This is a genomic window from Psychrobacter sp. NG25 (assembly GCF_015234355.1).
GTDB lineage: Bacteria > Pseudomonadota > Gammaproteobacteria > Pseudomonadales > Moraxellaceae > Psychrobacter.
Genome location: NZ_JADGMV010000002.1, coordinates 609147 through 633549, shown reverse-complemented (window position 1 = coordinate 633549; position 24403 = coordinate 609147). Strand labels below are relative to the sequence as shown.

Here is a 24403-nt window from a genome sequence, read left to right as displayed (position 1 = left end):
AAATATTATTTGAACGATTGCTCAAGTTATTTGTAAATTTCGTTTACATTTAGAACGGGTTAATAAAGTAATGATTGTGAAGGCTTTGATAGATAAGGGTTTACAAACACAATAGATATTAAAAAATTTACCCTACCTAAAAGTGAATTTTAGATAAGGTCACAGGTGAGTTTGGTCATTTTACGATTGACCGATAAGTTTACTTGCTTTTAGAAGGCTTACCTTTGGGAGGTTTATCTTTGAATGGCATGATGAGCAAATTCCATAACGATGCATTTTGCTCGGGTAATGGATACTCTTTTAGACCAATATCTAACTCGCTGTCAGATTTCTTTGCTTCACTCTTATAGCTGCCAAACAGCTTGTCCCACCAAATAACGCTAAAACCGTAGTTTGAATTGGTCTCGCTCACACGTTTACTGTGGTGGATACGATGCAAAATCTGGGTCATCAATATTAAGCGCAAGGGCTTTTCGATCGCAGGTGCTAGGCGAATATTGGCGTGATTGAACATCGCCAGTCCATTTAGGGCAATCTCAAAAATCAGCACGGCGATTGCAGGCACCCCCAACAAGGTGACAGCAATAAGCTTCACTACAATGCTCAATAAGATTTCTATAGGATGAAATCTCAGCCCCGTACTGGTATCAATGTGCGCATCGGCATGATGTACTCTATGTAAGCGCCATAGAATAGGGACGCGATGAAACAGTCGATGCTGCCAATAGATAACGATGTCAAGCAATAGCAAGCTCAGTATGATGACTACAATACTTGGTAATTCAATGATATTAAATAAGCCGATACCATGCTGTTGGTTGTATAGCGCTACAGCTGTCAGACCAATAGGTACGGCCAACCGTGTGACAATAGAAGCTGCAACCACCAAGCTAAAGTTAGCAAACCAGCGTTTACTACTTTTGATTGGGGATTTACGTGCAGGCATACGCCATTCAAGCATCATCATGATGACTAAGACGCTAAAAAAAACGCCAAGTCTCCACCATACTTCATTTGTCATTGGTTAACTCTTCACTGTTTTTATGGATATGGTTTTTGATGAACGTCAGTCTCTAGCTGTTTGAGTGTATGGTAGCCCCCATGGATGCGGGTGAATATTGTGACGGCACAAGCAGTCGCAAAGATACCAGCAAGGAGTGAGAAGTGCTGCGGCCAAAGACAAAACGCCACAAACAGCGCGATGGTTTCGGTTCCTTCAGTCAGGCCGTTTAGATAGTAGAAACTCTTGTACTTAAACTGCGGCTTGTCCAGATTGAACTTTTCTGCTGCAATGGCAAATGCCAAAAAGCTTGAGCCAGTACCAATGAAAGTGGCTAATAATATCGAGCCTGCAATGGCGTTTTGTTCAGGATTTGCCAAAATAAAGCCAAGCGGTATGGCTGCATAAAATAAAAAATCGAGCGTAATGTCCAAATAGCCACCAGCGCTTGAGCTTTGGTTGGCATGTCGAGCCAGAGCACCATCCAGACCATCAAAAACGCGATTCACTGCAATGGCTGCAAGCGCCCCATACCAAAACTCAAACGCGAGTAATGGTAAGGCTAGCATGCCAATCAAAAACCCCATCATCGTGAGTTGATCTGCTGTGACACCGCGCTTATGCAGTACGACAACCACAGAGGTCAGTATTGGTTTGATGATGGGCGTGATAAATTTGTCGAGCATGCGAATGGCCTTCTGTAAATCGCGTTGATGTCTAAGACAATCAGGTTAAATGAATAACTTTGCCGCCTGCTGCTTCGGCATCGCTATGGTCATGCGTCACCATAATCGCAGGCAGTTTGAACGTGCGAATTTGCTCAAATACCAACTGACGTGTATCGACTCTAAGCTGTGTGTCCAACTTACTAAATGGCTCATCGAGCAATATGGCTTTTGGCTCACTCATCAAGGTTCGTAGTAGGGCGATTCGTGCTTGCTGTCCCCCTGATAAGTTATCAGGATGTCGACTACCCATGCCTGCCAATCCAACTTGCTCTAATGCTTGTTCGATTTTTTCTAAACGCTGTTTTTTATTACCTTTGGGCATAGCAAAGGCGATATTTCCGGCAACGGATAAATGTGAAAACAGCAAAGGGTCTTGATACAGCACCCCAATATGGCGTAAATGCGGCGGAAGTTGGCACACGTTTTCATCATTTAACCAAGCTTCGCCCGTGGCATGGAAACCGCTGGGCAATGTACCTGTTAGCCAGTTCAAAAAGCTCGATTTACCACTACCAGATGGCCCCATAACGGTGAGTATATCACCGCCAAAAATTTGCTCATCTATGCCTAGTAGACGCGTGTCTTCTCGATATAGCTCTAAGTTTCTTATCTCTAAAGATGGTGACATCAAAACCCCTTTATTCGTATTGTCATTATTGGCTTATGTAGGGCGTGTTAATGAGTGTTGTTTTTGCCACTTCTAAAAATATATTTAGGGAGCAGACTTGCCAGTATAAAACCAATCAGCGGTAGTGCCATTTGGATGATGGCATAGACCGCACTAGTGCGCCTACTGGCCCCATTCGCGAGTGTCACGGCTTCTGTAGTGATGGTTGCAATACGTCCGCCACCTGCCAATAACGTCGGTAAATATTGGCCGAAGCTGATCGCTAGGCCCAGTGCAACGGCAATCAAAATGGGCGTAAACAGTTGTGGTAGTTTAACCTGAAAAAACACTTTTATAGGTGTCGAACCTAAGCTTGCTGCCACATTCGCAAAACGTGGGTCTAAGCGTCGATAGCTGCTAGCCAGCGATAAAAACACATAGGGCAGTACAAATAATAAATGTGTAAATGCCACATTAAAAAACGCCGCTTGGTTATTAACCAACTGCTGTAGCCAAACCAAGCCAAACAAGAAAGCGATGCTAGGCACCAGCAGCGGCAAGTAAATGATTAAGCTGGTAAAGTTTGAAAGTCGCTTTGCACTTAATTGCTCGGCTTCCAAACATAATAATGTGAGTACAATAGCAAAGAGTGTGCTCACTAGGCCGATAGCAATGGTATTAAAGAGTGGCGTACCCATTTGCATAAAGGCGCTTTGGAAATGTAGCAATACAAACTGTTCTGGCAAAGCGTCTGGAAACCGCCAAAACCCAGCCACTGACCACATGGCAAGACCAATGAGTGACATGAAAATAAAGCCAATGACCACAGTAGTCATAGTGGCCGTGATTCTCTGACAGACAGCATCTCCATAATTGCGTTTACCATTGGTTAGTGAGCTACAGAATAGTATTTTTACTATTTGCTCACCGCCAAGCCATAAAGCGATCAAGCCACCCGTCAATGCCAGCTGTAATAGTGCCCCTGCTGATGCTTTTATACGTAAATTCAGGTCCACGTCATTGAACCATTGCATGATAGTGACTGCAAGTGTGGGCGGTGTATTCGGGCCCAATATCAATGGCATCTCTACGCTGGCACTGGCATAGGCAAGCACTGCCAAAATCGGCAAACGCAGCAATGGATATAGCAGAGGAAATACCGATTTAAAAAAGGCGGCAATCGGGTAATAACCCAGATTTAATGCGACTTTATACTGTTGACGCAGTTTTTTACCAAGCTCTGGTTGTGCCAAAGCACCCAATGCGATTAATAATAAAAAAGGCAGTTCTTTCAACGTCAAGCCCAGAATGATACTGATACCGTAGGGGTCATGAGGAAATATCCCCTCTGGTGACATTTCCCAACCGCTTAACCATGGTGAAATTAATCGTGAAAACATACCAGAAGGCGCAATGAGAAAACCAACGGCAATCGCCGCTGCGGCATGAGGAATCACTAAAATGGGGCTTAGCAAATGCTCGATACGCGTGAGCCAAACACTATTGAAAAACGCTGCCAGTATCATAAGTGTCATGACAAAAGCGAGCAGAGTACTGATGAGTCCAGTTGCCAGGCTAAGCGCCACCATCTGGGTAAGACCTGGCGTCATCCAAAGATCTTTAAACCCTTGTAGACTGATGGTCGTCTGGTCAAGCGCGGGCACCCAGCTAAACGCAGGCAATAGCACACTAATCAGTCCGCCGAGTACCGGTAGCACCAGTATCAGCAATAAAAGCTTTGGACTAGATATGGCAATGCGCGTAAATAGGTCTTTTTTATAAGGAGTGGCAATTGCCGTACAATTATTGACGCTGCCTTTATTTATATCATTTTTATTGACACTGCTTTGAGCGGCCTTGTCATTCAAATCTTTATTCATGGGCGAACCCCGTAGCGTGCTTGCCAGCCTTCCATGATTGCTTCAACCCAACTTGGGTGTGGCTCGCTCACTGTGCGTGTAATACTATCAAACGGCAGGGCACTGGGATGGGGTTTGTTGGTTTTGAACAAGGCTTGCTGCTCAGAGGTGAGGGTAGACTGGACGAGTACGGTTTTGTCACCCCATACAGAAGGCGTTTGTTTTTTGGCTTGTGCCTCTGGACTCATCAAAAAGTTAGCGACGAGCTGTGCTGCTTGTGGATGGCTGGCATTATAAGGAATGGCCACAAAGTGAGTATTACTCAAGCTACCATCGCTCATCGCATAGCTACGAATACTTTCAGGTAAGTCATAACGCTGCACAGCTGCTGGAACTTCAGGGGCTGAAAAGCTGAACGCTAAACTAAGTTCGGTATCATCGACCAACCGACGCATTTGCGCACCCGTTTGTACAAACTGCTCACCCCTGCGCCAAAGCGTCGGATGCAAGTCATCTAAGAATGCCCATAGTGGGTCGAGGACAATCGCTCTATTTTGCTCAGTGACAGGCATATTGAGCTGAGCGCTGGTATTCTCGCCAGTATCAGCATCGTGTTGCTCATGCAGCATGACCAAGGCATATTTCAAAAAGCTCATGCCTAAAAAGTCAGGTGGTTTTGGATAGCTAAAGCGACCGGGATTTTGTTTTGTCCAAGTCGTTAGTTCTTTTAAGGTAGTGGGTGGCTTTTTGACGGATAGATTGTCGTAATAAAAAGTCAGTGACGCTTGTCCCCATGGTGCTTCCATACCATTGGTCGGTACACCAAAATCAAAGGTAACAGCAGGGTTGTTATCAGGGTCAGTGAGGGTAAAATTAGGCAGCTTGTTTGCCCACTGTTTGAGCAATAGTGAATTCTCACTCATGGTGGCAAAGTTTGCGCCATTAATCCAAATCAGATCTACGCTACCTTGGTCATTGTTATTGGCTGATTTTTCTGCCAATACTCGACTGACGGCTTCACTGGTATCTGTGAGTTTTACATGGACCAAGTTGATGTTATATTTATCATCAACTTGCTTGGCTACCCACTGTAAATAGGCATTGATTTGAGGGTCTCCGCCCCACGCGTAGAAGTAAACGTCTTGATTTTTACCCTGAGATTCAACCTGCTGCCAAGGTGCTTCCTTGCCATCACTGCTAATATTAGGGGAGGCAGTGCTTGCAGAGATACCGATACAAACGCTTAGCGCCATAGCATAAGAGCTATAGCGCATGACGTTTTTTAATGCTGGCAAGGATTTAAGAACGTGCATTGATGGGCTAACCTCGACGCCAAGTATGGTATTTTTCTAGCCAGCTTAATACGCGCTGAGGGGCATGGTCACGTTTCCATTCACCGGCCACATATTTGTTGCCTTCCGCCCAAGTTGGGTAGCTATGAATAGTACCAAGTATTTTGTTCAGTCCCAAGCCGTGTTTCATCGCTAATACAAACTCAGCAATCAAATCACCAGCATGTTCAGATACGATGGTCACGCCAAGTATTTTATCTTTCCCTTTAGGGGTAATGACTTTGATAAATCCTTTAGCTGCGCTGTCAGTAATGGCACGGTCTAGCTCTTTGAACTCAAAGCGGGTAATCTCGTACTCAATACCTTTGTCTATCGCGTCTTGCTCATTTAAGCCGACACGTGCGACTTCTGGATCGATAAACGTGGTCCATGGAATCACACGGTAGTCTACTTTAAACTTTTTCAGGTTACCAAATAAGCCGTTCACTGCGGCATACCAACCCTGATGGGCTGCGACATGAGTAAACTGATATGGGCCTACGATATCACCTGCTGCAAAAATATTAGGATACAGCGTTTCTAAGTATTCGTTGGTGACGATAGTACGGTTGGTTTCGATACCCAAATCTTCAAGGCCATAACCAGTCAGGCGAGCGCTTCGACCAACGGCACACAATAGCTCATCGTACTCTATGTCGATTTCAGTGTCGTTGTGTTTAACGACAATATACTTTTTACCATCACGAGCTTCACAGCGTAGTGCTTGATGTGAGGTCAAAATGTTTACACCGCTTTCAACCAGCGCTTGGTGTGCAAAGGTAGACACTTCAAGATCTTCTTTGATCATGATGCGCTCACTCATCTCAATTTGAGTCACATTTGAGCCCAAGCGTGCAAAACTCTGCGCCAATTCACTACCGATAGGACCACCGCCCAGTACGACCAGCTTTTTGGGCGCTTCGTCTAGTTCTGCAAACTTGTTCCATATGGTATCGCTGGTCACGTAGCCCGTTTCTTCAATACCAGGTAATGGCGGTACAAATGGGCGTGCACCAGTTGCAATAACGATAGTACGGGCAGTTAGCTTTTGTGTGCCACCATCATTTAGGGCGATTTCTACCGTCCATGGATCGATGAGCTTGGCATAGCCTTTTACCACATCGACACCCAAATCGGTATAACGCTCAACACTGTCATGCGGTGCAATCTCAGCCACGACATCATGTACACGTGCCATGACTTTTTTGAACGAGAACTGCGGAGACGCATTTTCAAGGCCGTAGTTTTCACCGTGGCGAATTTGATCTGCGATTTTTGCACTTTTAATCACGGCTTTACTTGGGACACAACCATAGTTTAAGCAATCACCGCCCATTTCACCTGCTTCGATTAATGTTACTTTTGCTTTAACAGCAGCAGCAATATAGCTCGTTACCAAGCCGCCAGCACCCGCACCAATAACAATCATGTTGCGATCGAACTGTTTGGGCTTCGAGTAGTTTTTATAGACGCGACGTTTTTTAAACACGTTTAAGATTCCTTTAGCAATAAGCGGGAATATGCCCAATAAAGCGAACGATAAAATTAAATTGAGCGATAAAATACCTGACAAGCTTTCTATTTGCGCAAGTTGCGTACCCGCATTAACGAATACAAAAGTACCTGCCAACATACCTACTTGGCTTACCCAGTAGTAGGTCCATGACTTAATGGCGGTCACACCCATGAGTAAATTGATTAAAAAGAAGGGAAATACAGGGACTAAACGTAATGTGAATAAGTAAAAGCCACCTTCTTTTTCGACGCCAGCATCGATAGCGGCAAGGCGTTCAGGAAAGCGCTGTTTGATGGTATCGCGTAGTAAATAACGTGATGCTAAAAACGAAAGTGTCGCGCCAATACTTGAGGCAAATGAGGCAATGACTAAGCCCTGAAATAGACCAAATAAAGCACCAGATGCCAATGTCAGTATAGCAGCGCCAGGTAGCGAGAGGGCAGTAACAACGACGTATAGTAAAAAGAACCCACCGATAATAAGTAACGGTGATTCTGCTTTATAGTCGTTGAACTGCGCCATCGAGCCCTTTAAGCCCTCAAGCGTCAACAGTTGGTTGAGGTCAAAGTAGAAAAACCCCACTGCTAATAGCACTATTAACAGTATTAGAAATATTCTCTTAATCATGAAAGATTCGGCCTAATAGTAAAGCAAAGGTTTCATTCATAGTCATCTTTCTATAATTAAAACTATGATCAAAAAACTTTTGCTGTTTTAGTGATGGTGGCAATTACATTGAATTGTTGAATAATCTATTCGTTTACCTGCAATAAAACAGCTAAGTTGTTAGTTTTAATAATATATAGCTTAAGCCATTTTAGCTAGCATTTATATTATTGCACCAATTAACCTCTATAGCTTTGCTACGGCAACACCTGCATTTGACGTACCACCTGTACGGTCTACGCTTGGATTGCTGGTACTGAATTTATTTAGATTTGACCATAGTCAAACGATAGACTCTGTTTATCTCTATGTCAAAGGAACAGTTTTGCCCACGGTGCGTTTGCCTAGTGTCAATGTATCCCAGTCTCTCATCAAGAAGAGAGCAATACATGCTGCCAGCATTGGCCATGCGGCAAAAAACAATAGGTTATCAAATGGTTCTAGATATAAAGCAAAGGTCGAAAAAGTTGAGCCTGCATGAGCCAGCAGCAAAATACCATAAGTCCAGGTTTTAAATAACCCGACGACAAACAGTATGATGAGTATCAACTGAACAGCGCCCATAACATAGAATATGGAATCACCCATATTTTCCATTCCATAAAACTTAGACATAACGCCTGCGGCATGGTCAGGATTGATAAATTTATCAAGCGTCCAAAATAAAAAGACTGTGAAGATACCAAGTCGAAGCAATAAGAGTGAAAGTGGCAGATGTTTTGGCATGAGAAATCTCTTTTTGAGAAATTTTGAAAGCCTTTTCAAAACTTCTTGATTAGGGTGCCGATATTGGCTTTTGTTATATGATTAGTAAAAGTCAAAATGTGTTCAATTCTTGAGTGATTGCTCAATTTCGAGCAAGCCTTAGCGCTAAATAGGTCAAGAAATCGCATTGTAGTTGTTATTGAATGGCTGTTCAAGTTCGCATCGCCATGTATGGCAGGGTTATGGCGATTTGTTACCTTTTTCAATAAAACCTGTAACGCTAGCTTAAAGGTGATTATTTTCTATACAATAAAAAACCCTTTGTAGAAGCAAGTATTCTACAAAGGGTGTCTAAGTTAACAAAGCAAGTATTATAAATACCAAGTGTTTACCACATCAAATCATCTGGAATCACATAGGCGGCATAAGGGTCATCTTCTGCCAGTACGTCTTCTGATGTATCGTTTGATACGACCATAAAGCCTTCCATTTTTGAATCTATACGATCTGCTAACGGACGAGGAAGTAATGCATAGCCTTCTTCTAACCGCGCAATGACGACATGACCGGCGACAATTTGGTCATATAGTTTTTGGGTAATAGAGATTTTTTTGACTTTAGAGCTGTCGACAAACTGATAGCTGACATCACCACTGATATCAGTGATTTGATGCTGCTTAATCATTTGGACAATATTGGCCTTGAGTGCCTTTTCTTCTAAAGCGCGTTGTTTTTCCTGATTGAGCTGCTGATCTTTTTCTAGTTTTTTTGCTTGTGCATCTGCTAATGCTTTTTTCGCTTCTAGACTTTCTGAGTCGCCAGTACGCTTGGCATGCTGATTTTGCTTGCTGATTTGATTGGCTTTTTTGCTATCTACCAATCCCGCTTTGAGTAGTTGAGCCTGTAGGGCATTTTTTGCCATAGTTCCATCACCTAAATAACGATATTTAAATCACAAATGCTAAAAAATACATTGTAGCAAAATTTGTTAGGGCATGTTGTTAGACGATGACAAGACTTTGTTGATGCGGTAAAGCCATGCATTTTTAAATCTTGCGCAATGCTAAAGATAGCAGAATAAAGATTATTGTAGAGGCAGGCATACATCACTGGATGAAGTCAGCCAAATTGGTTACTATCAAAGTAATGGGAAGGATTCTCCCAGAGCATTTGGAATGAGCATTGGACGCTATATGGAACTAGGGCGTATCCTCAATTCAATCGATAGTCATCTAAATGGGATAAAAATGGCTAAATTTTGCCAAACGGCGTCAAATAGCTGACTAATATCTCGATATTATCTGCGCTATTTTCCTTGTTTGACGGCAATTTATCTCATTTTTATCACCATTTTTAAAATGAGGACACGCCCTAAATAATTAAAATTAAGGACATATTATGACAACATCACAGCACGTTTTAGCTTGTATTGATGGTTCGGCAGTGACTGAATCAGTTTGTGACTATGCAGCATGGTATGCCAGTAAGTTGAATTTACCTGTTGGTTTGTTGCATGTCAGTGAGGTTCCTGCATCGACCAGACGCGATTTGTCGGGCGCGATAGGGGTGAACAGCCGCCAGTTTTTGTTAGAGGAACTGACCCAGATGGATGAGCAAAGAGCGAAGGTGGTCAATAGTTATAGCAATGCCTTGGTCCAAGATGCAAAAAGCCATATTCAAAGTGATTTTGAAGATGTCGCTATCCGTATCTATCAACGTCGCGGCAAGCTGCTACCCGCCATTGAGCATTTTAAGACAGAAAATCGTGCTATTGTTATGGGTCGACGTGGAGAAGATCACAAAAACAGTCGTATCAATATCGGTAGTCAAATCGAAACGGTCGCCCGTGCATCCGATGTTCCTATCTTGATTTGTTCAGAGACATTCAAAGCGCCAAGCTCATACATGATCGCTTTCGATGGTAGTAAAACTGCTATTAAGGCAGCATGGATGGTTGCAAGAAGCCCAGTACTAAAAGGGCTGCAAGGTCATATCGTTATGATAGGGAGCCACAATGATGCCGCTAAGCAGAGCTTAAGTGCTGCAGCAGCACAATTAGAAGCGGCTGGGTTTATTGTGGCGGCTCATCATTTATCATCGGCGGATGCGGTCAATGGCTTGTTGGCTTTTCAAACGGAAAATGACATCGATATCATGGTGGTTGGGGCTTACGGTCACTCTAAATTGCAGCAACTGTTTCTCGGTAGTACGACAACAGAGATTATTGCCAGTACATTGTCGCCAGTCATTTTAGTGCGATAAGTGCAATAAAGGTCGGGGCGTCTTATAAAACTGGTGCATTTGTTATCTATCTCTAATGATTCTTAAAAAATGATTGATAATTATGAACAAGGCTCAATAAATGATGCCAGATACTTTATAAGAGAGTATTTAGTTGCCTTGCACACTACTATTTTTGGACACAATGTTATGCTTATTAATGCAGATTTTTCTAGTCGCGCCGCACTTGCAGTTGAAGACCAACAGTGGGTAAACTCACCGCAGAGTGGTGTAGAACGTATCATGCTAGATCGCGTTGGAGAAGAAAAAGCCCGAGCCACCAGTCTGGTGCGTTACGCGCCTAATTCTTATTTTCCGCATCACTTGCATCCAGGTGGTGAAGAGATTTTGGTATTGTCAGGTACGTTTTCTGCAGATGACAAGCACTATCCAGCAGGCTGGTATTTGCGTAACCCACCGTCATCAGGTCACACCCCTTATAGTGACGAAGGTGCGGTGATCTTTGTGAAGCTCAGACAGATGCCGTCTGATGAAGACCGCTATGTTGCTATTGATACTCACGATGATGGCAATTGGACACGCCAAGGCAATCGTGATGTCTGTGCGCTTTTTTCTGATGATGGTGAGCAGGTGAGTTTGCAACGTCTCACAGCAGGCGACGTATTATTCGACGAAGATATCATTAGTGGTGTAGGTGCAGGCGGTGCAGAGTTACTGGTTGTAGAAGGTAGCTTAGTAGAGGGCAGCCTATTAGATGGTGATAAGGTATATCAACGAGATAGTTGGATACGTCTACCAGTAGGTGAGCAGTCGAAAATAAAAGCAGGGTTAGAAGGCGCCACGGTATATGTTAAGAGAGGACATCTAATACAAGTGATTGGTCTGTGATTGGCAATTGACCAAGCCACCTGAATTTTCTGTCTTATTTTCTACCTTGGTGTTATAAATATGCACCCTATACTTTCATCTATCATTTGATAAAAACTGGCTATTATGACAATAGCCAGTTTTTTATGATTAGAAATTGGCTTTTACACTGACTGTTATTTGACGCTCGGGTCCCATCCAGCAGTTATTGCTGTCGTAACAGGAGCTAACATAGGTTTTATCAAACAGATTATTCACACTAGCACCGACAGTGAGCGTCGGGTTGACTTGATAGCTGCCGCCAATATCTACCAGTGTCACGCTTGGTAGCTCGTCTGAATTTTGTTTATCTATCTGCATACCGCTTTCATAGCGAACACCTGCATTGAGCGTCAGCTTATCTGTGGCGTAGTAGTCCGTCCATAGCGTGGCTTTATGTTTCGCTGTTTGCGCTGGCGTGTTACCGACCACATCAGGGTTGAACTCATCTTCTGTAATCTCAGCATCGGTATAGCTGTAGCTCGCCGCGACATCTACCCAGTCGTTGAGCATGTGACTGCCTGAGACTTCAAATCCTTTAGACGCAATCTCACCGGTTTGGGTTTGACTTCTATAGTTGACGTAATCTGATACAACAACATTTTGTTGTTTAATATCAAATACCGCCAATGTCCCTTTAGTGCCGCCATCTGCAGATTGATATTTAATACCGGCTTCTAGCTGGTCAGCTGTTGTAGGTTCAAATGGCTCATCGGTCACGAAGTTGCTACCAACGACTGGCTGGAACGATTGTGAGTAGCTCGCATAAGGTGATAGACCGTTATCGAAATCATAAATAGCAGCAAGACGACCACTGGTCTCTGATGCGCTATTGTCGATTTCTTGGCCGCTATACATCACACCTGAAGAGGCTTTGGTTTGATCAGTGGTGCTCTTGAATTTGTCATGTCGTAAGCCTGCAACCACGGTCCAGTCTTGCCATTTCATCTCATCTTGCACATAAAAACCAAGCTGGCTCTGTTCGATGTCTTCATATTGACTGTAGACATCTAATGGCAGCGTGTCGCTATTGATTTGAGAAAAGTCTGGATCCGACAAGTCAAGGTTTGGCGTACCATCCGCGCCAGCATCATAGTAGGCCGCAGTACTATCTGTCTCTTGGTACTCGACACCAAACAGGAGGTTATGAGAGGTATTAGCCGTATCGAACTGATAAGCCAGCTGATTGTCTGTGGTCCAGTTTTTCATGCTTTCATCGGTAGTATAAGCCACGCGGTTCAATATCGTATCACTACCGCTGACCAACCCTCCACTATTATACATATTGCGTTGCTCTGCTTCGGCATCGGTATAGCGCAGTATGTGCTTAAAGGTTAGTTGGTCATTGATGTCCCAGTTTACGGTGACACTCGGCATGAATACTTCTTTGCTAAATTTATTCCATTCGTCACCCGCATAGGCATCGCTATCCAACTTGCCGTAGCTAGCGTTATAGACAGTACCGACCGAAGGCAGCGGAGTAGAGGGCACCATGTCTGGATCATCTTGATAAAATAGATTAGCAAGTACGGATACATTGTCTGTCGCTTGCCATTCAAGCGATGGGTTGAGCAGGGTGCGCTCTTCTTCCGTGGTCTGCATCTGGCCATCTTTTTTGCGTTTTAATGCCACAAAGCGATAATTCAAGCTGTCTGTAAGCGCCCCTGTTGTATCGATTGCCACTTCTTTTAGGTTTTGATTGCCTAGTCGTAGCTGTACCTCAGTTTCTTGGGTGCTTTTAGGTGTTTTGGCTATTTGATTGACCATACCGCCGGGTGCCGTATAACCATAAAGTGAGGATGCGGGTCCTTTGACGACTTCTACGGCTTCGGTTGCATAGATGTCTACTTGCGGCATGAGGTTCCAAGCACCATCGTAAGGCAATCTTAATCCATCATAAAAATTCGATAAAGTCTTAAAGCCACGGACTCTGTACTCATCAAAGATAGATACCGTGCCGCGACTCTCAGAGCTAACACCGGGCTCATAGCGTAGGGCAGCGTTGACACTGTCAGCTTGGCGTTTTTGCAATAGGTCTTGATCGATTCTGGTATAGCTCATCGGTGCATCATCAGGGTCTAATGCGGTTTTTGTGCCTGTACTACGGTAACTATCGGCATAGACAGTAATCGTATCTAAGGTCGTTGATGGTGTCGCTGTCTCAGAATTTTCTGTTTGAGTATTGCTCAATGTGCCTTCAGTATCAGCCGACTCAGCATAAGCGACATGACTGATGCTCATAACTAAGCCAATTTGTACTGCTACGGTCAGATGTTTTTTTCGGATAGATTCAGAGGTTAGAGAAAGCCGCATCATATTTCCTGTTCAATAGTATTCGTTGAATATGTTGGATTTAAATTTAGGGAGACAAATAACAGAAATAATAATAACACTAATGATTATTGTTATCATTAAAAAGTTACAATTAACATATTCTAGAAATATTGGACGCGGTTCTGAATGGTTTAGTACGGCTTCTTTACATTAATATTATTGATATATGACTAGAGGGGTAGTGGTTTTTTCGAGGGTTTTCTCGTATGATGCAGCCGATATTAAGTTACGAACAGATTTATGTTGTTACTTGGGCAATCAGAGATTATCAAAGGTCGTATTTATGAACAGAGACAGCAGTCAGTCACCTAACACGCAGCGCTATTTTACGGTATGGCGCTGGCATTTCTATGCTGGCATGTTTGTAGCGCCTTTTTTGATTGTTTTGGCGGTCACCGCACTGGGTATGCTGTCTATGTCCAACACAGCCGGTAGAGATAACGATCGCTTAACTGTCATGATTCCAGAGTCGACTGTCCAAGAACCAGTGTCTATACAAGCCAAAAACGCGCTCGGTACTTTACCTTATAGCGGATTGATTAAATATATTGCGCCCCGTGACGCAGATACCGTCGCTTTGTTTCAGGTGCAGTCAGAAGGCCATACCAATATGGTGGCAGTGAATCCTTATACAGCTGATGTCGTCAATAGCGCACCTGCTAGCAGCGGTCTTTATGATACGTTTAATAATATTCATAGTGATTTGCTCATCGGTAAAGTAGGGGATTATCTACTAGAAACGGCTGCATCGTTGACCATCTTGATGATTTTGACGGGTTGGTATCTCTGGTGGCAAAAACGCAAATCAGTTAAGGCCATGCTGATACCTAACGAGGTGGTAGCCAACAAGAAAAAATGCTCTTTTATCCGTACTATTCATGCGACATTGGGCAGTTGGGTATCGATTCTGCTGCTGTTTTTCTGTATATCAGGTATGGCGTGGGCAGGTGTGTGGGGCGAAAGAATGGTACAGGCATGGAGTCAGTTTCCTGCAGGTAAGTGGGGTGTGGCGCCTATGCCGGTATCAATTGATCATAGTCAACACAGTACTGCGATGCAGGAGTCAATGGCTGCACCTCACGTCCATGGTGCGGCAGCGTCCGAAGCACATACGGAAGCACCCACGCACGGCAGTGTCTTAAACTCGGGCGACACCAAGGAAGTTCCTTGGGTGCTTGAGCTAACGCCGATGCCAGTATCAGGTACGACGATGGGTAAGGATGGTATCGCACCTAATATACCTATCATGATTGATACGGTAGACCGCTACGCTCGTGAAATTGGGTTTGTAGGGCGTTATCAGTTGAATCTACCACAAGGTGAAACTGGGGTTTGGACCCTCAGTCAAGACTCGATGAGTTATGATATGACGAGTCCAACCGCTGATCGCACGGTACATATCGATCGCTATTCGGGTAATGTCTTGGCTGATATTCATTTCGATGATTACAATGCGTTTGGTAAGTTTATGGCGGCAGGTATCGCGCTGCATATGGGTACGCTCGGATGGTGGAGCGTGATGGCCAATGTCTTGTTTTGTCTGTTTGTTATCGTAATTAGTGTGAGCGGCTATATCATGTGGTGGCAACGTCGCCCTAGCAATACCAATGAGAGTAGTGGGTTAAACCCGCCAGCAAGTGGTCAGCGTTTTTCTATTTGGTGGCCGCTTGCTATTCCTTTACTGATAATCGCGATGATATTTCCGACAGCCATTATCGCAATCGTTGTCATTGCACTGTTAGACTTTTTGGTGATATCTCGTAGTGCTTTTTTACAGAAATTATTAAAATAAGCAAACGGCTTAGACAAGTTTTTGAGTGTCTAGATACTTTTGATTTATATATAGTCAAAGAACGCTAAAATGGGTACAAGGCAGCCGAATGCAGATTGTACAAGTAGTACATCTAAGGAGGGTAACGCCGTAGCGGCTCAGTAGTTCACCGACTATAACTATAGCGTGGTTCTTTCTACCATAATGGGGCGACTTATGATAAGTCGCCCCATTTTTTTTCGTGACCGTCTTCATCTATAACAAGTCATATTTATTGCAACATGGCGATTGCATCTGTACTGGCGCGCTGTCGTTCTTCGGCATTCAATTCAATCAATCTGCCTTCTTTCATCAATAATAAGCGGTCAGCGTGTTCAAAGTAGCTGTCGTCATGACTGATAATAAACAGCGTTTTGCCCAGTGCTTTTAGCTCAGGTATTAGCGTTTGATAGAACACACGGCGAAAAGCAGGGTCTTGGTCAGCGGCCCATTCATCAAGCAATAAGATGTCTTTTTGTTCAGCGACTGAGAGTAGCATGGCCAATCGTTTACGTTGACCTTGAGATAGTTTATCTGTAGAGAGTTGATGATCAGACACGCTCACTTTGTCTTGTAGATTGAGCTTCTGCAGCCAGTCAGATATCAGTGCCTCATCAGGTTGATTGCCCTGATTGCCAATTAGCTGTTTAAACAGATGCTGATCACTGAAGATAGCAGAAAACAGCTGTCTATAATCGGCATTATTCTCTGAATCCACGATGCCTTGGTCTACTTGTACAGAGCCTGTGGTAGGAGTGAAAATTCCCGTAATGATTTTGGCGAGGGTAGACTTACCGCTACCATTGGCGCCGATTAAGAACACTACATCACCACGTCTCACGGTAAGATTGACCGACTTCAAGATATCATCAGCATTATTTACGTCACCAGCTAGCTCTTGTGTCTTCATATTGATACCGCCATAGCGATAACCAACGTCAGTCAGTGAGATAGAGTTCCAGTCTTTTGCCACGCGATCAGTCATAAACTCTGCTTGGTAGTCAGCCAGCTCTAGAGACTGTATTTTGTCTAGTGCCACTTGGGCAGTCTGTAGGGTTGGATACGCACCAACCGCGTGCAGAATGGGTGACTGCATAAATAGAATGGTCAGAGAAAAGGTGGTTGCGACGCCCATCGGTATATTCAGATAATTCGATACCGCAAACACCACACCAATCGAGGCAAACATCATGATATTGGACCAGTTCACAGCAGATAAGTGAAAGGTATCAGATTTAATAACGGTTTTTTGGTATGACTTGGTATGAGATAAAAATTCATCTGAATATAACTGTTCAGCGCGGTACTGATTGAGCGCAAGCTCCTTACGACCTTCTATAATAGATTGATAATCTTGATATAAAAAATCATTAATCGCTCTGAGTTCTATCAAATGAGTATAGACGTGCTTTACTAAAATGGTGCTTATCCAGATTGTCATCACAATCCAAAACATGATGATAAACAATAGTGGTAGTGACAGCCATCCTAAATAGAGGGCAACCCCCGCAGATAATATAACGCCTTGTACCAATTCTGGCATGCGTACAAAGGCAGTCGTAATAGATTGGATGTCTGAAGATAAGCTGGCAATTAATCGTGCACTACCTAAGTGATCTATCTGCGGCACTTTGGTATCTATAATTTGTTTGACCAGTTTTGTTCTGAGCTCGTATACAAACTGATGGCCCAGACGTGTCAACGCGTACTGTGATAAAAAAGTAGTGACTAATAGTAGTGTAATCAAGGCAGAAAAATAGCCTAAGCTGAGTAATGACAAAGTATCAAAGACAGGCTGGCTGATAAAGGTATGGTTTATATACGCAATGATGCCCACACTGACAGCCGCATTTACCAAATTAAGCAGGATAACTTTGAGAAAAGGCAGGCGATAATGCGTCCAAATCATATGATACAAAGAAGTGGTAGTGCGTGAAGACATAATGGCTCGTTATGATAATAATTGTATGTGTGATGGCAGAAAAGGATTGTTAGGCAAAGCCTGACTTTTATCGTAAATATACAAGTAAGTTTTAATCATTGCAGACTATAAATTGAGAGTTGCTAACGTTATTTATTGCACTTCTCTGAATGATATTCGGCGGTATCTTATCAAGACAGCAGAAGATATATAGATATACGTGGAATAGAAGAAGGTAGGCAAGAAAAGTCAGACAGGCCTTAGATGTTATTGATAACCATTTATATTTACAATATTGTGACGTCAATCTGTATATGTGTCAACGTGTTTGTGACCGTGAGAGGGAATGCTGAATATTGTGTTACTACCGTTTTAAGTGATGCTGAAAAAAGCATAGAACTCAAACTCGATTGATTTCATCGTATCGATAGGAATTTATTATGGTTGAAAAGGATGGAACTTACTTTGCTTCTGAGTAGTATCTGACAAATAGCATATTAATTTTTATGTTTTCTATTATTTTTCTAGTGGTTTTCTATGCTGATATATAGTCAATTCAACTTAAAAAATTCACAAAAATAAAATATTTTGAATCCTCAAATAAACCATAGCAATGATTTTATGAAGACGAATTTGTATGCTCTGATGTGATGGTGACTATTATCAAAATTATATATTAAATGGCTGTTTTCCTATCAATTAATTAGTAACTTATTTTAACCATTGTTTTTATTTCAGCTCTACTATATATTTATATACAAGGTGTTTTTTTGTGATTTATTTGGCTCCGAAAATTTAATTCTTATGTATATTTTTTAATAATGTAATGTTGTATTAATAATTTTTATGTATCACATAGATGCTTATAATAATTTTTTATATAAGTCTATTAGCTGTATCAAAGAGTAAGATTTATTAGTCTTTTATGAGGAGGAATTACTATGGAAAGAAAAATATTATTATCTGCTGCATTCTTTGTAGCTATGAGCGTAACAGGCTGCCAGATCATAAAAGAAAATCAGCAATCAGTACTCTCAGATAGCAAGATTAAAACCAATTGGGCAAAAAATCATGAAGTGTTTAAAGTTATGCCTGATGACTCCTTACAAGAAATGGAAAGTAGAATCGTATTTTTCCGTAATGCCAATAATAATGACTCATTAGGTAGTATTAACCCACGTAATATCAATATAGGCATGGGACCTAGCAGTGCGTTTCAAGTGAGCCTGACAAACGGACATTATTCAGACATTAGGGTATGTAACGGATTACAACTTATCAATGCCAAAGTGTTAGATGAAGAAACTGGCAAAATCACTACTTACTCTAAACAGTATCAACTTAGCCCTCAAACGACGACTTATCTACAAGTTACTTCATCAAAAGAAGGTAGTCCTATCCTTCAGCAGGTAGCCGCTGATGAAGCATTGCTGTTGATGAAGACCAGTACTCGTCAAAATCATCAAATCAGTCGAGTGCCATCAGATTGTAGTAATTTAAATAAAAATCTAAAAAAATAGCCTGTTTGAATATTGATTAAGAATAAAAATCTTTATTTAACGATACTTCTTCAAAGAAGTACGATAAAACCACTTTAGTGGATGTATGGAATGTAAAGACTATTTTATCGATATAAAGAGTAATAAATAAAAAATGCATAGCGCTATTTGTATATTTGTTTAAGCGGATTAACAAAACCAACTCCCAATTTTATATTGATATTTATTGACTTAAAGTTAATTAAGGATGATGTTATGAATACTATAGTTATCAAAGTAAATGACACGGTACAAACTATTTCTGAGCATAAAGTTATTACGCAAGACGGCAAACCTACAATAATAAAAGCTGTCGACAAAGTGAACTACGAACTTATTGACGAATCAACGGGCTATGCCCCACATCATATTGTGACTAAGCGTGTAAATAAAGACCTTCACGTTTCTTTTGAAGAAAATAGCGAAAGTTCTGAACTGATCATGGAAGGGTTTTATGATGGTATCGATAGTGCGCTCATCGGTATCGCTGAAGATGGTAACTATTATTACTACATTCCTAATACTGGTGAAGTATCCGATTTTGTCACTGAGTTGCAATTGGGTGAAGTGCAGGGACAAGCGTTGGGCGGAGAGGAATATGCTGCACCTTGGTGGTTAGGTGCGACAGCAACTTTTAATGCTCTTCCTTGGCTAGCTGGATTGGCAGGTCTTGGTTTAGCAGGGGCGGCACTTTCTGGCGGTGGTTCTGGCGGTGGTTCTGATAATGGCGATGATACTGCCCCAACAGCACCAACCGTGTCAGCCTCCGCTGATCTAGAACAAGGGGAAGCGGTCGCCGGTACGCTGGTGGCAACGGCCAGTGGTTCAACCGATCCTAATGGAGATACGGTCAGCTATGAGCTTGATACTGACTCAGCGGTGAACTACGCCATTGATCCAGCAACAGGCGTNCATCACCCTGACCCAAGCGGGTGCCGACATCGTCAATGCCGGTGGCACCTTAGCGGCGCCTGTGGTCAATGCCACCGATGGCGACTTGGACAGTGCTTCAACGACAGGCACCGCCCCGACGACGGTCGACAACAACAACAACGACGCCCCAACAGCACCAACCGTGTCAGCCTCCGCTGATCTAGAACAAGGGGAAGCGGTCGCCGGTACGCTGGTGGCAACGGCCAGTGGTTCAACCGATCCTAATGGAGATACGGTCAGCTATGAGCTTGATACTGACTCAGCGGTGAACTACGCCATTGATCCAGCAACAGGCGTCATCACCCTGACCCAAGCGGGTGCCGACATCGTCAATGCCGGTGGCACCTTAGCGGCGCCTGTGGTCAATGCCACCGATGGCGACTTGGACAGTGCTTCAACGACAGGCACCGCCCCTGCTATCGTTGTACCACCTATCACTGCTCAAGATGATTTGGATGGTCTTGATTTAGGTGAGTTACAAGTGACCACTTATCCCTCGGTTAATGGTTCTGATTTAACTGTACTTGGTGTCGCTGAAGGTAGCGGCGGCTCAAATAGCAGCCTTGGCTTTACAGTAAGTGCAGGCGCTAGTGGTACTGTCAGTATCGAAGTCAGTCAGACGGCGCTAGTAGCAGTAGCAGATGCGGTCAATATTGAAGTCTACAATAGTACTGGTGAACTTGTTTATGTCGGTACTACTGGTAATGAACCATTAGTAGGTAATGTGATAGGTCTAGAGTTATTAGGCTTAACGGGCAACGATACATTAACGGCAACTGTATCTGGTCTAGAACCAGATGATTACACAATAGTTGTACGTAATGATAGAAGTGCTCTAGAAACCTTAGTCAACGGTCTCACATTGGCAGAGTTAGGGGAAGCAGGGGTTGTATTGGGTCCTGATAATCAAGAAGTTGTTTTTGCGACGATCAATAATGCATTAGGTCCAGTTTTAGGAGGTACTGTCAATGGTCTTCTCAATATTGCACTAACTGCGGCTGGAGATGAAGGCTTAGGTCTCGATGCTGTAGTAGATATACTTGAAGATAATGTATTAGGATTAGGTGTTTTAGATCCATTACTTGATGACATTACCGCTGCGCTTCTTAGTAATACTTTAACCTTACTCGAAACTACGGACATTACAGCGACATTGACTGAGTTCGATTATGCCGATGATACCGTTATTACTGGTAATGTGATTGACCCTGACGCATTAAATACCGATGAGACAGGTGAAGATACTGTGACATCGAGTACGGTACTGACTGATATTGATAGTGATAATACTCAGTTAGAGCCTACCTCTGAAATGGTCGGTGGTATTACTGTGTTTACCATACAAGGTCAGTATGGTGTTTTAGTTATTGATGAAAATGGTGACTACACGTATACGGCGAATGGTAATTTTGCCTCACTAGGTCAATCAGAGATATTTACTTACACAGTTTCTGATGGCGTTATTGGCGATACAGCAAAGCTGGTGATAGAGCTTGACGATATGACGCCACCAGCGACACCAACTATAGATACCCCAATCGCTGGTGACGATGTAGTGAATAGTCAAGAATCTGCAGAAGGCTTTAATATCACAGGTACCGGCGAGGCAAGTGCTATTATTACCTTGACCGATGAAACGGGTGACGTCATTGGTACAGCGACTGTTGGTGCTGATGGTAACTGGAGTGCTTCAGTTGATCAGGCGGATGTAGCTGCTATGGATCAAGGTGCTGAGACTATCACAGTGATAGCAACGGATCCTTCAGGTAATGTGAGTAGCTCTGTTACAGCTGACATTACAGTTGATACCGTGACACCTATTGCTACTGATGATCAGGGTTATGCTGGTTTAGAAGTAGACCCGATAATCACCCAGCCGCCGTACAATGGAACGGCTAGTGGATTACTCAGTCTTAGTGCTCTTGGTGGGCTGACCGTCTCGGCATTGAGTACTGCTTCTGCTTTTAATGTTACTGTTACTGCTGATCAGCAGCTGTCACTCACCCTAGATGGGAGTGGGTCTGTACCTGTGGTCGTCGGAAATCCGGATCTCGACCTTTTGGTCTATCAAGTAGACAATGAAACTGGCAATATTACACTGTTTGACCAGCAAGCGGATTGGTTTGACTTTACAAGAGATGTTATTGACGTGTTAGGGGCTCCAGTGCCTGGTCCTGGTGGAATATGGAGTGCTAATGATTTAGAAATTGCTACTCTTACTGGGGGAACTAATGGTGCAAGTGCAACCTACTATTTCGTACTCGGTAGTGACAGCAGTTCACTCTTAGGTCTTTCACTTTTACCAGTCATGAATGTGCAGTCGGTTGCTAGCGAACTGATTGACTCCGATAACTTTAATACTGTGGTATCGACTGGTAACGTCATCACTAATGATGATGGTGACGGACAAACAATAACGGTGACAGCTGTCGATGGTGAGCCTGTGAATGGGTCTACCCCTATAACGGGTGATTATGGCATATTGGTTATAGGTTCTGATGGTGCATATAGTTACACGCCAAATGAAGATGCTAGTGGTATTGATCAAACAGACGATTTTGTCTATACCATCAATGACGGTAACGGTAATACGGATACTGCCACGCTGAGTATAGCTATCAATAGTGATGGACAAGCGCCAGCCGCTGGACGTATGAGCTTCAGCAGCTTCACACTTGTGGATGATACGGATGACGCTATCGAGTTGCCTGATATATCGCTAATCACATCAAGCGAAGGACTTGATATCCTTAGCTTTGAAGGATCAGACCAAGTTGTTAGCTTAGCTGACCTTATCCAGCCTGACGTGATAGATATCAGTGGTATCGGTGCCAACACACTTACGGTTCAAGCAGCGGATATTGCCAATTCAGGTGTATCTACTCCTATTTATATCAAAGGTGACGGTGATGATACGGTAGATTTAGGCGGTATTGGTGCTGATCTTAATGATAAAGATGAATCTGGTAATCCTTCGACTTGGATTGATACAGGAAACGATGTCGCCGATACTGCTGGACAACAATATAATGTTTGGCAATTAGATAGTGATATAAGCACACAGGTTTATATCGATATTGATATTACTAATGTCATCTAAGATCGGTTAATCGCATCTTAAACGTTAAAACGCTCCCGCAATGGGGGCGTTTTTTTATGAAGGATAAACAAAAATATATGTTTAAGAGAGAGGTGAAGACAGTTGGTTTAATATATAACAGTCATACTTGTTGCATACAAGATAGTGGTTCTCGGATATGAGAAACCCTAATAGTAACTGTTAATCTTTAGAATGTATTATTTAACAACATATTTAGTTATGGTTTATTTTCGCATCTGTACGAAGCCATTATTATGAAGCCACTATTAGTACCTAGCTAGACTTAGGCACTCATAATTGTGGTCATATAATCAGTCTTATCCTTGTTAGCGGCCTTATTCATAATCCTGATTAAAAGTCACTGCTAGCTCCAAAGCGGCCTCACGCATCAGAGGTACGTACTCCAGCAATTCTTCCAAAGTTTTTCTTACTGTCGGGCCGTGGGTAAACACTGTCGCAAACGCTTTATTTTCATCATTAGGAATGAGTACGGCACAGGCGACCATACCTGGAATAAACTCTTCGTTATCTATGCCTATTCTAGTATCTCGAGTCTCAGCGATGGTCTGCATCAAACGTTTTTTATCCGTCTGAGTATTGGTGGTTAATGCATGTATAGAAATTTTATCGATGATACGTTCGCATTTTGCATTGGATAGTTGTGATAAGAATAATTTACCACTGGCACTTGCCCAGATGGGAACATGAGTCCCAACGGGTAGGTATATTTGAAGCGGCCAATCAGACAAAACCCTATCGATATAGACGATGTCTAGGTCTTGCATAATGGCAATACCGACAGTTTCGCCTATTTGTGATGATAGTTGCTGCAATATCGCAAGTCTTTCGATCTTGAAATGATTATTCTGTAATAAATCCATCGCGAGCTTATAGGTTCTTTTTCCAGACGTTACCTTTCCGGGTAAGTCGAGTTGTACGAACCCAATATTTTGTAGTTGATCTAATAATCTATACATACTAGGTATAGGCACATCCAATGTGTCCGCTAAGTCGCTCACACTCATCGGTCTTTGCGATCTTGCTAGAATTTCTACAATCTGCAAAACCCGCTCAACACTAGAGCCCTTCTTTTTAGTATTAACCATGGCTTTGTAGCCTCCTAACCAGATGACATTAAATCTCTCTAGACATTATAACGATAATATTTGTCCGTTTGAGGCTTGTTATTATGAAAATATTCTGTTATT

The 24403-nt window shown here is 42.8% G+C and carries 16 protein-coding genes; 5 read left to right on the top strand and 11 right to left on the bottom strand.

What is annotated here, in order from left to right; genetic code table 11:
• Positions 1-199 precede the first annotated feature (199 nt).
• From IPZ60_RS05280 to IPZ60_RS05245, 8 genes are all read right to left on the bottom strand, one after another.
• Positions 200-1021 carry a sterol desaturase family protein gene (locus IPZ60_RS05280; protein ID WP_194196789.1) on the bottom strand — a complete coding sequence of 274 codons (822 nt, stop codon included), beginning with the start codon at positions 1019-1021 and terminating at the stop codon, positions 200-202.
• Positions 1022-1041: 20 nt separating this feature from the next.
• A complete protein-coding gene (locus tag IPZ60_RS05275; RefSeq protein WP_194196788.1) occupies positions 1042-1686 on the bottom strand; it encodes a CDP-alcohol phosphatidyltransferase family protein in 645 nt (214 codons plus the stop codon).
• Between the two features lie 40 nt (positions 1687-1726).
• Entirely contained in the window at positions 1727-2356 is a 630-nt protein-coding gene (locus IPZ60_RS05270) for an ATP-binding cassette domain-containing protein (protein WP_110922831.1), read from the bottom strand.
• A gap of 47 nt (positions 2357-2403) precedes the next feature.
• Entirely contained in the window at positions 2404-4215 is a 1812-nt protein-coding gene (locus IPZ60_RS05265; RefSeq protein WP_194196787.1) for an ABC transporter permease, read from the bottom strand.
• Positions 4212-5507: an ABC transporter substrate-binding protein gene (locus tag IPZ60_RS05260; RefSeq protein ID WP_194196786.1), complete on the bottom strand. Its 1296-nt coding sequence runs from the start codon at positions 5505-5507 to the stop codon at positions 4212-4214. Before IPZ60_RS05260 ends, IPZ60_RS05265 begins: the two co-directional genes overlap by 4 nt.
• A gap of 7 nt (positions 5508-5514) precedes the next feature.
• On the bottom strand, positions 5515-7668 hold the full coding sequence (locus IPZ60_RS05255) for an FAD-dependent oxidoreductase (protein ID WP_194196785.1): 2154 nt from the start codon (positions 7666-7668) through the stop codon (positions 5515-5517).
• Positions 7669-8013: 345 nt separating this feature from the next.
• Positions 8014-8433, bottom strand: a complete 420-nt coding sequence (locus tag IPZ60_RS05250) for a hypothetical protein (protein WP_110922835.1) — start codon at positions 8431-8433, stop codon at positions 8014-8016.
• A gap of 367 nt (positions 8434-8800) precedes the next feature.
• Positions 8801-9334 carry a DUF2058 domain-containing protein gene (locus tag IPZ60_RS05245; protein ID WP_194196784.1) on the bottom strand — a complete coding sequence of 178 codons (534 nt, stop codon included), beginning with the start codon at positions 9332-9334 and terminating at the stop codon, positions 8801-8803.
• 476 nt (positions 9335-9810) lie between these two features.
• On the opposite strand from IPZ60_RS05245, the gene IPZ60_RS05240 reads away from it, so the two are divergent.
• The gene (locus tag IPZ60_RS05240) at positions 9811-10674 is read left to right on the top strand and encodes a universal stress protein (protein WP_194196783.1); all 864 of its coding nucleotides are present in this window, start codon (positions 9811-9813) and stop codon (positions 10672-10674) included.
• A gap of 168 nt (positions 10675-10842) precedes the next feature.
• Complete coding sequence (locus tag IPZ60_RS05235) at positions 10843-11541, top strand: cupin domain-containing protein (RefSeq protein ID WP_194196841.1); 699 nt, start codon at positions 10843-10845, stop codon at positions 11539-11541.
• 129 nt (positions 11542-11670) lie between these two features.
• On the opposite strand, the gene IPZ60_RS05230 is transcribed toward IPZ60_RS05235, so the two are convergent.
• A complete protein-coding gene (locus IPZ60_RS05230; RefSeq protein ID WP_227669226.1) occupies positions 11671-13875 on the bottom strand; it encodes a TonB-dependent siderophore receptor in 2205 nt (734 codons plus the stop codon).
• Positions 13876-14176: 301 nt separating this feature from the next.
• Between IPZ60_RS05230 and IPZ60_RS05225 the strand changes: the two genes are divergently transcribed.
• Positions 14177-15685: a PepSY domain-containing protein gene (locus IPZ60_RS05225; protein ID WP_194196782.1), complete on the top strand. Its 1509-nt coding sequence runs from the start codon at positions 14177-14179 to the stop codon at positions 15683-15685.
• A 250-nt stretch (positions 15686-15935) separates the two neighbouring features.
• Here the strand turns inward: IPZ60_RS05225 and IPZ60_RS05220 are convergent, their stop codons facing one another.
• On the bottom strand, positions 15936-17645 hold the full coding sequence (locus tag IPZ60_RS05220) for a multidrug ABC transporter permease/ATP-binding protein (RefSeq protein WP_194196781.1): 1710 nt from the start codon (positions 17643-17645) through the stop codon (positions 15936-15938).
• Between the two features lie 920 nt (positions 17646-18565).
• Here IPZ60_RS05220 and IPZ60_RS05215 point away from each other — a divergent pair.
• Together IPZ60_RS05215 and IPZ60_RS14170 are read left to right on the top strand one after the other, a co-directional pair.
• The gene (locus IPZ60_RS05215) at positions 18566-19144 is read left to right on the top strand and encodes a hypothetical protein (protein WP_194196780.1); all 579 of its coding nucleotides are present in this window, start codon (positions 18566-18568) and stop codon (positions 19142-19144) included.
• Positions 19145-21407: 2263 nt separating this feature from the next.
• A complete protein-coding gene (locus tag IPZ60_RS14170) occupies positions 21408-23195 on the top strand; it encodes an Ig-like domain-containing protein (RefSeq protein WP_227669246.1) in 1788 nt (595 codons plus the stop codon).
• A 335-nt stretch (positions 23196-23530) separates the two neighbouring features.
• Here the strand turns inward: IPZ60_RS14170 and IPZ60_RS05205 are convergent, their stop codons facing one another.
• Positions 23531-24301: an IclR family transcriptional regulator gene (locus IPZ60_RS05205; protein WP_194196778.1), complete on the bottom strand. Its 771-nt coding sequence runs from the start codon at positions 24299-24301 to the stop codon at positions 23531-23533.
• Positions 24302-24403: the final 102 nt, after the last annotated feature.

What these genes read in the sequence shown, in the direction of transcription:
- IPZ60_RS05280 (WP_194196789.1), bottom strand. Translation starts at nt 1,021, where the DNA reads ATGACAAATGAAGTATGGTGGAGACTTGGCGTTTTTTTTAGCGTCTTA.
- IPZ60_RS05275 (WP_194196788.1), bottom strand. Translation starts at nt 1,686, where the DNA reads ATGCTCGACAAATTTATCACGCCCATCATCAAACCAATACTGACCTCT.
- IPZ60_RS05270 (WP_110922831.1), bottom strand. Translation starts at nt 2,356, where the DNA reads ATGTCACCATCTTTAGAGATAAGAAACTTAGAGCTATATCGAGAAGAC.
- IPZ60_RS05265 (WP_194196787.1), bottom strand. Translation starts at nt 4,215, where the DNA reads ATGAATAAAGATTTGAATGACAAGGCCGCTCAAAGCAGTGTCAATAAA.
- IPZ60_RS05260 (WP_194196786.1), bottom strand. Translation starts at nt 5,507, where the DNA reads ATGCACGTTCTTAAATCCTTGCCAGCATTAAAAAACGTCATGCGCTAT.
- IPZ60_RS05255 (WP_194196785.1), bottom strand. Translation starts at nt 7,668, where the DNA reads ATGATTAAGAGAATATTTCTAATACTGTTAATAGTGCTATTAGCAGTG.
- IPZ60_RS05250 (WP_110922835.1), bottom strand. Translation starts at nt 8,433, where the DNA reads ATGCCAAAACATCTGCCACTTTCACTCTTATTGCTTCGACTTGGTATC.
- IPZ60_RS05245 (WP_194196784.1), bottom strand. Translation starts at nt 9,334, where the DNA reads ATGGCAAAAAATGCCCTACAGGCTCAACTACTCAAAGCGGGATTGGTA.
- IPZ60_RS05240 (WP_194196783.1), top strand. Translation starts at nt 9,811, where the DNA reads ATGACAACATCACAGCACGTTTTAGCTTGTATTGATGGTTCGGCAGTG.
- IPZ60_RS05235 (WP_194196841.1), top strand. Translation starts at nt 10,843, where the DNA reads ATGCTTATTAATGCAGATTTTTCTAGTCGCGCCGCACTTGCAGTTGAA.
- IPZ60_RS05230 (WP_227669226.1), bottom strand. Translation starts at nt 13,875, where the DNA reads ATGATGCGGCTTTCTCTAACCTCTGAATCTATCCGAAAAAAACATCTG.
- IPZ60_RS05225 (WP_194196782.1), top strand. Translation starts at nt 14,177, where the DNA reads ATGAACAGAGACAGCAGTCAGTCACCTAACACGCAGCGCTATTTTACG.
- IPZ60_RS05220 (WP_194196781.1), bottom strand. Translation starts at nt 17,645, where the DNA reads ATGTCTTCACGCACTACCACTTCTTTGTATCATATGATTTGGACGCAT.
- IPZ60_RS05215 (WP_194196780.1), top strand. Translation starts at nt 18,566, where the DNA reads ATGGAAAGAAAAATATTATTATCTGCTGCATTCTTTGTAGCTATGAGC.
- IPZ60_RS14170 (WP_227669246.1), top strand. Translation starts at nt 21,408, where the DNA reads ATGGTCGGTGGTATTACTGTGTTTACCATACAAGGTCAGTATGGTGTT.
- IPZ60_RS05205 (WP_194196778.1), bottom strand. Translation starts at nt 24,301, where the DNA reads ATGGTTAATACTAAAAAGAAGGGCTCTAGTGTTGAGCGGGTTTTGCAG.